Below are 7,341 nucleotides of genomic sequence, written 5' to 3'. Positions count from 1 at the left end.
GGTCCGGGGGGCCGCCCGAAGGAAGGGCCGGGGGGTGTCCCCACCCCGGTCCACCGGGCTCCCTGATGGGCCGCGGGCCTCCGCTCGACAAGGCTGTTCCTATGACGACCTGGACCCGTAAGGCCTTACTCCTCACCGTCTCCGCCGCCGCGGCGGCCGGGACGCTCACCGCCGTCGGCGCGCCCGTCGCGCACAGCCGCCCGGCGGGGCCCGCCACGGCCCCGCTCAGCTGGGGCCCCTGCGCCCCGGTCCCGGGCACGACCGTCCCCGCCGGACAGCAGTGCGCCACGATCCGCGTTCCCCTGGACCACCGCGCCCCCGGCGGGCGCACCGTCGACCTGGCCGTCACCCGGCTGCGCACCGACCGGCCCGAGGCCCGGCGCGGCACCCTGCTCGTGCTCGCCGGCGGCCCCGGCGGCTCGGGGGTGCAGCGCGTCGCGCAGAAGGGCGAGGCGCTGCGGGCGGCGACCGAGGGTGCGTACGACCTGGTCAGCCTCGACCCGCGCGGGGTCGGCGGCTCCACCCGGGCCGGCTGCGGGATCCCCGAGGCGGACCGGCACCTGGTGACGCTGCGGGCCTACCCCGCGGCGGACGGCTCGATCACCGAGAACACCGCACGCGCCCGCCGTACCGCCGAGGCATGCGCCCGCGACGGCGGCCCGGTGGTGCGGTCCTTCAGCACGCGGAACCAGGCCCGCGACATCGACCGGCTGCGCGCCGCGCTGGGCGAGCGGAAGCTGTCCGTCTGGGGCCACTCGTACGGCAGTTACGCCGCGGCCGTGTACGCGCAGGAGCACCCGGAGCGGGTCGACCGGCTGGTCCTGGACAGCACCGGCGACCCGGACCCGGCGCGGGTGGCGCACGGCTGGATGACGAACGTGGGACCGGCCGTCGCCCTGCGCTTCCCCGACTTCGCGGCCTGGGCGGCGGACCCCGCCCGGGAGGCGGAAGGGCTCCGGCTGGCCCGGCGCGCCGAGGACGTCCAGCCGCTCTTCCTCGCGCTGGCCCGGGAGCTGGACCGCGCCCCGAAGGAGTCGGCGACCCCCGGCGTCCCGCTGACCGGGAACCGGCTGCGGCAGGCGCTCCACGGCAGCCTCAACAGCGATGCGGCGTTCGCCCCGCTGGCCCGGCTGATCCGGTCGGCGCAGGACCCGGCGGGCCGCCCGGTGCTGCCGCCGGAGCTGGCGGGCGCGCTGCCGGACGAGGACGCGTCGCTGACGATGGCGGTGATCTGCAACGACGTGCGCTGGCCGGGGCCGGACTCCGGCTACGCCCGCCGGGTCGCCGCCGACCGGGCGCGGTATCCGCTGACCGCCGGGATGCCCGCGAACATCTCCGCGTGCGCCTTCTGGAAGTACGACCAGGAGCCGCGGCCCACCCGGATCACCGACGAAGGCCCCTCGAACGTCCTGATGATCCAGAGCCTGCGCGACCCGGCCACCCCGCTCGCCGGGGCCCGGAAGATGCGGGCGGCGCTCGGCGAGCGGGCCAGGATGGTGACCGTCGAGCGGGGCGGGCACGGAATGTACCTGGGCAACGGCAACGCCTGCGGCGACCGGACGGTCAGCGACTTCCTCGTCACCGGGAAGCGCCCCGCCCGGGATGCCCACTGCCCGAACTGAGCGGCCTTCCCAGGGGTGTCATACCGGGTGATTCCGGCATGCTCCTTGCTATACACGAGCGATGGAGTACCCGGGCACCCTCGTCCTGATCATGGCCCTGGCGGTTCTCGCCCCGCTGCTCGGCTACGCGACCGGGCGGTGGCTGCCCGTTCCGGTCGTCATCTTCGAGATCGTGCTCGGGATCCTGGCCGGGCCCGATGTGCTCGGCTGGGCCCATCACGACCAGGTCATCGACACCCTGTCCGACCTCGGGCTCTCGATGCTGATCTTCCTGGCGGGGTACGAGATCCGGTTCGCCGAGGTCCGCGGCGACACGCTGCGCCGGGCCGGCGGGGCCTGGGTGCTGTCGTTCGCCGCCGGGCTCGGCGTCGCCCTGCTGCTCAGCGGGGCGGACCTGGCGAAGAGCCTGGTCATCGGCACCGCGCTGACCAGCACCGCGCTGGGCGCGGTGCTGCCGATCCTGCGGGACGCGGGGCGTCTTGAAGGGCGCTTCGGGTCGGTGGTGATGGCGTTCGGCTCGGTGGGGGAGTTCGGGCCGATCATCGCGATGGCCCTGCTGTTCAGCGGCCGCAGCCCGGGGGCGGCGAGCGCGGTGCTGGCGGTGTTCGCGGTCCTCACGGCGGGCGCGGTGTTCTGGGCGATGCGGCCCCGGCCGCCGTGGTTCGCCCGGATCATCGCGATGACCCTGCACAGCAGCGGCCAGTTCGCCGTCCGCTTCGTGATGCTGCTGCTGGCCGGGATGCTGGGGCTCGCCCATGTCTTCGGCCTGGACACCCTGCTCGGCGCGTTCGCGGCGGGGATGCTGACCCGGCTCGTCCTCCAGGGGGCGGTGCCCGAGCGCAGCGACGCGATCCTGGAGCGGGTCGAGGCCATCGGCTTCGGCTTCCTCGTGCCGTTCTTCTACATCGTCACGGGCATCGACTTCGACCTCGCGGCACTTCTGGACGGCGGCCGCCCGCTGGTGCTCCTGCCGGTCTTCCTGCTGCTGTTCCTGCTGGTGCGCGGGGTTCCGGCGTATCTGCTGGCCCCGCGTGACCTGACCGGGCGCGCCCCGCGGGCCGCGCTCGGGCTCTTCTCGTCCACGTGTCTGCCGCTGGTGGTGGCGATCACCGCGATCGGTCTGGACGACAAGGTGATCGGGGCGGGGGAGGCCGCGGCCCTGGTCGCCGCCGCGATGGTGTCGGTGCTGGTGTTCCCGCTGCTGGCGTTCCGGCTGCTGCGCGGGGAGGAGGACGGCGGCGGGGCCGTTCCGGGGCGGGCGGCGGAGAGCGGGGAGGCGTGGTGACCTGCTCGCCTGTGCCTGTGCCTGCGGCTGCTCCGGCCCGTACGGCTCGGTGAAGCGTGGCGGACCGGGCCCGTACGGCCGCCTACGCCTGCGGCTGCGCCGGGCCCTCCTCCGTCGGTACGCACAGCACCGGGACCGCCGACATGTGCAGCAGCTTGTGCGGGGTCGAGCCCAACAGGGCGCCGCGCATCGGGCTCTCGCCCCAGGTGCCGACCACGATGACCCGGGCCGCGTGCCGTTCGGCGGCGTCCAGCAGGGCCTGTGCGGGCTTCTCGTCGAGCACCTCGACCGTGGCCCGCACGCCCGCCTCCTCGGCCGCCGTGAGCGCGTGCTCCAGGCCGGTGCGCCCGGCCTGCCGGATCGCGTCGTAGTGGCTGCGGTACTCGGCCCCGTCGCGCAGGCCCGGGGCCGCCGCCCCGTAGACGAGGACCAGGTCCTCCCCGTACGCCGCCGCCACCTCGATGGCGATGCGCAGGGCGCGGGCGGCGCCGGGGGACTCGTCGTAACCGAGGACGACCGACATCTCACGGCCCCTTCCGGGTCGGGGCGTGCACCAGGTCAGGGTCCGCGACCCCCGGCCGCTCCTGCCAGAACGCCTTGTCGCGCAGCCGCCACACCACCATGAGGACCACGCCGACCAGGGCGATCACGATGCCGATGACGAGTGGCGGGCCGAGTCCGAACCAGGAGGTGCCGCTGTAGGAGTTGGCCGGGTCGGACATGTCGATGACCGAGCGGACGAGCAGCCAGGTCAGCAGCCCGGCGCCGACCACCGGGCCGAGGCCGATGAGCAGGAAGTTGCGCACGCTCTCGGTCAGATGGCGCCGGTAGTAGACGGCGCAGGCCACCCCGGTGAGCGCGTAGTAGAAGGCGATCAGCAGGGAGAGGGCGGTGAGGGAGTCGAACAGGGCGTTGGTGGAGATCTGGTTGACCACCAGGTACCAGGCGATGGCGATGCCCGCGACCCACCACGTACTGACGTCCGGGGTCCGGAACCGGGGGCTGATGTGCCCGAAGTGCCGCGGCAGCGCCTGCCGGCGGGCCATGGACAGGGCGGTCCGGGACGCCGGGATGATCGTCGTCTGGGTGGAGGCGATCGCGGAGGTGGCCACCGCCAGCAGCAGGATCCAGTCCCAGCCGCCCAGGACGTCCCCGGCGAGCTGGGCGAAGATGAACTCCTCCTCGCCCGCGTTCTCCGCCAGGAACGCCGTCCCCGCGAAGGCGACGACCGCGATGGCGACCGACAGGTAGGTCACCAGGAGCACGACGGTGGACCACAGGCCCGCCTTGCCCGGTGCGCTCGCCGAGTCCTTCGTCTCCTCGGTGAGGTTGACCGCGGACTCCCAGCCCCAGTAGATGAACACCCCGAGCAGCAGCCCGCCGGTCAGCGCGGCCCCGCCGGCCCCGAACGGGTCCAGCCAGCCGAACGACGGCTCGATCGAGTCGAAGCCGGTCGTGCCCGCGTACACCCGGTAGAGCGCCACCACGACGAAGACCAGCAGGAACGCGATCTGGAGGAGGATCAGCACGTTCTGCACCTTGGCGGACAGCTCGGTGCCGATCACGCAGAGCCCGGTCATCACGATGATCAGCAGCACGGTGAGCAGCTGGCGCACGAAGTCGTTCTCGACCCAGCCGTCCAGACCCACCGCCAGCAGCGTGAAGCTCACCGCCACATCGGCCAGCGAACCCACCACCAGGACACCGGTCATGGTGATCGCCCAGCCGCCCAGCCAGCCCGCCCAGGGGCCCATCGCCCGGGTCACCCAGGAGAACGTCGTACCGCAGTCCTGGTCGACCTTGTTCAGGTAGTAGAACGCCGAGGCGATCAGCAGCATCGGCACGAACGAGGCGAACATGACGCCCGGGGCGTAGATCCCCACCAGGGCGACGATCGGGCCGATGACGGCGGCCAGCGAGTACGCCGGGGAGGTCGCGTTCAGACCGATGACAAGGGCGTCGACGAACCCGATCGCGTTCGGCTTGAGGCCGACATCCGGTTCGTCCCGCACACGGTCGTGGGCCATGGTTCCTCGTTCCGCCGGGCACCCCCGCCGGGAGCGGGCGATGATCCGGATCTCATCGTAAGAAGACCCGGCGGAACGCGCATTCCGGACGAATGCCCTCCGGCCGGTGGGGGTCACCCGAACGGCCCGCTCCTCTGCGAAGCCGGAGGTCAGGGCGCAGGGTGGAGTCCATGTGGTCCCGCCGACTCGTCCTGGGCGTTCTGGTCCTGCCCCTGGCCCTCCTGGTGTTCGGGGACGGCCCGGTGTTCCACGCGCCGGACAAGGAGCTGGCCACCGGACCCCGCCCGCCGCGCGGTCTTCCGCAGCCGGCCGTCGTCAGCCGCCGGGACTGGCACGCGGACGAGGAACTGGTCCGGGAGGGGCCGCAGTACACCGGCGCGGCGCGGGCGGTCTTCGTCCACCACACCGGCAACCCCAACGACTACGACTGCGCGGACGCCCCCGACCTGATCCGGGCCGTCCAGCGCGACCACATCCGGCAGGACGGCTGGGACGACATCGGCTACAACTTCCTCGTCGACCGCTGCGGCACCATCTACGAGGGCCGGGCCGGCGGGGTCGGCCGCTCGGTGCTCGGCGCGCACACCAAGGGGTTCAACGCCGACACGGTCGGCATCGCGGCGATCGGCAACTTCGGTGAGGGGGCCGAGGTGCCGAAGGCGATGATGGACGCGCTGGTGAAGCTCGCCGCCTGGAAGCTGCGGCCCGGGGCGGACCCGCTGGGCAGCGTCGACCTGGTCTCGACGAACGACGAGAGCCGCTTCGACGAGGGCCAGGTGGCCCGGCTGCACGTCGTCTCCGGCCACCGCGACAGCTTCGAGACCCGCTGCCCCGGCGACGCGCTCTACGCGCTGCTGCCCGAACTGCGGGAGCGCGCCGCGAAGCTGCGCGCCGCCGTCCCCGGACACTCTGCGGCGGCCCGGCTGCGCCCGTCCTTCTGACCCCGGCCGGCCTCGGGGGACTACCGGGCGACGAACTGCGTGAGTATCGCCTGCACCTCGTAGATGTCGACGCCCTTGGTGAACGTCTTCTGGAGCGGGGTCGGACTGCCCGAGATCCAGATCTTCAGCTCGGCGTCGAGGTCGAACGTCCCGGCCGTCTCCACGGCGAAGTGCGTGATGCTGCGGTACGGCACGGAGTGGTACTCGGTCTTCTTGCCGGTGATGCCCTGCTTGTCGACCAGGATGAGCCGCCGGTCCGTGAACAGGATGGTGTCGCGGATCAGCAGGAACGCGGCGTGCACCTGCTCGCCCTGCCCGAGCAGCCGGGCGTAGTCCTGCTGGGCGGTGGCCGGATTGATCGTGTGGGCGTTGCCGAACAGTGCCATGAGGTCCCCGTCTCTCGGTCGTCGTACGTAGTCGTCGTACGTACAGGAGTACGCGCCGATGGGGGCGATGGTTCCCCCGCGCCCCGGACCCGGCTCCCGGGCTACAGCGGTACGACCGTCGCCTCGGTCGCCTTCACGCTGGTCCAGACGGCGCTCCCGTCGGCGATCCCCAGTTCGGCGGCGGCCCCCGGGGTGATCTCCGCGACCAGGTCCGGGGCCTCGGCCGAGGTGATCAGCAGCCGCAGCCGGCTGCCGCCCGAGGTGATCTCGCGGACGGTGCCGGGCCAGACGTTGCGGGGGGAGCCGGTGGGCCGCTCCCGGTGTACGGAGACGGCTTCGGGCGCGATGACCGCCAGCGCGTCCGTGCCCGCCGGGAGGGGCTCGGCGACGACGAGCCGGCCGCCGCCCTCCAGCGCCAGGCCGTCGTCGGTGGCGGTGCCGGGCCAGGCGTTGCGGCCCAGCATCCGGGCCACCCACGGCGAGCGCGGGTGCCGGGTGACCTCGGCGGGCGGCTCGTCCTGGAGGGCCCGCCCGTCCTCCAGCACCAGGACCCGGTCGGCCAGCGAGACCGCCTCGACCGGGTCGTGGGTGACGATCAGGCAGACGCCGCCGAAGTCCGCGAGGTGCCCGCGCAGGGTGTGCCGTACCCGGGCCCGGGTGGTCTGGTCGAGGGCGGCGAGCGGTTCGTCCAGCAGCAGGAGCCGCGGGCGGGCGGCGAGCGCGCGGGCCAGGGCGACCCGCTGGGCTTGGCCGCCGGAGAGCTGGGCGGGCCTGCGGTGGGCGAGGTGGCCCACCCCGAGCCGGTCCAGCCAGCCCTGGGCCTCGCGCCGGGCCTCGGCGCGGGGCACGCCGTGGGCGCGGAGCCCGTACGCCGTGTTGGACAGGGCGTTCAGGTGCGGGAAGAGCGCCCCGTCCTGGGGCACCCAGGCGACGCCCCGGCGGTGCGGGGGGAGGGCGGTGACGTCGCTGTCGCCCAGGCGCAGGGCGGCGTGCGCGCGGGGGGTGAGGCCGAGGAGGGCCCGCAGCAGGGTGGTCTTGCCCGCGCCGTTGGGGCCGACCACCGCGATGGTGGTGCCGGGT

At 73.7% G+C, this 7,341-nt stretch carries 7 protein-coding genes; 3 read left to right on the top strand and 4 right to left on the bottom strand.

Annotated elements, in window-relative coordinates:
* The first annotated feature begins 101 nt into the window (after positions 1–101).
* Together JS521_RS31810 and JS521_RS31805 are read left to right on the top strand one after the other, a co-directional pair.
* Complete coding sequence (locus tag JS521_RS31810; RefSeq protein ID WP_205086384.1) at positions 102–1,622, top strand: alpha/beta hydrolase; 1,521 nt, start codon at positions 102–104, stop codon at positions 1,620–1,622.
* 61 nt (positions 1,623–1,683) lie between these two features.
* Complete coding sequence (locus JS521_RS31805) at positions 1,684–2,907, top strand: cation:proton antiporter (protein WP_205086383.1); 1,224 nt, start codon at positions 1,684–1,686, stop codon at positions 2,905–2,907.
* Between the two features lie 82 nt (positions 2,908–2,989).
* Here the strand turns inward: JS521_RS31805 and JS521_RS31800 are convergent, their stop codons facing one another.
* Together JS521_RS31800 and JS521_RS31795 are read right to left on the bottom strand one after the other, a co-directional pair.
* Positions 2,990–3,430 (bottom strand): universal stress protein, encoded by a 441-nt coding sequence (locus JS521_RS31800; protein WP_205086382.1) that lies wholly within the window; start codon positions 3,428–3,430, stop codon positions 2,990–2,992.
* Position 3,431: 1 nt separating this feature from the next.
* Positions 3,432–4,934 carry an APC family permease gene (locus JS521_RS31795; RefSeq protein WP_205086381.1) on the bottom strand — a complete coding sequence of 501 codons (1,503 nt, stop codon included), beginning with the start codon at positions 4,932–4,934 and terminating at the stop codon, positions 3,432–3,434.
* 170 nt (positions 4,935–5,104) lie between these two features.
* On the opposite strand from JS521_RS31795, the gene JS521_RS31790 reads away from it, so the two are divergent.
* The gene (locus tag JS521_RS31790) at positions 5,105–5,875 is read left to right on the top strand and encodes a peptidoglycan recognition protein family protein (protein ID WP_205086380.1); all 771 of its coding nucleotides are present in this window, start codon (positions 5,105–5,107) and stop codon (positions 5,873–5,875) included.
* Positions 5,876–5,895: 20 nt separating this feature from the next.
* Here JS521_RS31790 and JS521_RS31785 read toward each other — a convergent pair whose 3' ends face one another.
* The gene (locus tag JS521_RS31785; protein WP_073223234.1) at positions 5,896–6,261 is read right to left on the bottom strand and encodes a PH domain-containing protein; all 366 of its coding nucleotides are present in this window, start codon (positions 6,259–6,261) and stop codon (positions 5,896–5,898) included.
* 101 nt (positions 6,262–6,362) lie between these two features.
* A partial coding sequence (locus JS521_RS31780; protein WP_205086379.1) for an ABC transporter ATP-binding protein occupies positions 6,363–7,341 on the bottom strand: 979 nt, incomplete at its 5' end.

It is taken from the genome of Streptomyces durocortorensis (genome assembly GCF_016901035.1).
In the GTDB taxonomy this organism is placed as follows: Bacteria; Actinomycetota; Actinomycetes; order Streptomycetales; family Streptomycetaceae; genus Streptomyces; species Streptomyces durocortorensis.
The sequence above is the reverse complement of the archived record's forward strand: the minus strand, read 5'-3'. Positions and strand labels throughout refer to the sequence as shown.

Excerpts from the sequence above, each read along its gene's own strand:
- JS521_RS31785 (WP_073223234.1), bottom strand. The coding sequence starts at position 6,261 with ATGGCACTGTTCGGCAACGCCCACACGATCAATCCGGCCACCGCCCAG.
- JS521_RS31805 (WP_205086383.1), top strand. The coding sequence starts at position 1,684 with ATGGAGTACCCGGGCACCCTCGTCCTGATCATGGCCCTGGCGGTTCTC.
- JS521_RS31790 (WP_205086380.1), top strand. The coding sequence starts at position 5,105 with ATGTGGTCCCGCCGACTCGTCCTGGGCGTTCTGGTCCTGCCCCTGGCC.
- JS521_RS31810 (WP_205086384.1), top strand. The coding sequence starts at position 102 with ATGACGACCTGGACCCGTAAGGCCTTACTCCTCACCGTCTCCGCCGCC.
- JS521_RS31800 (WP_205086382.1), bottom strand. The coding sequence starts at position 3,430 with ATGTCGGTCGTCCTCGGTTACGACGAGTCCCCCGGCGCCGCCCGCGCC.
- JS521_RS31795 (WP_205086381.1), bottom strand. The coding sequence starts at position 4,934 with ATGGCCCACGACCGTGTGCGGGACGAACCGGATGTCGGCCTCAAGCCG.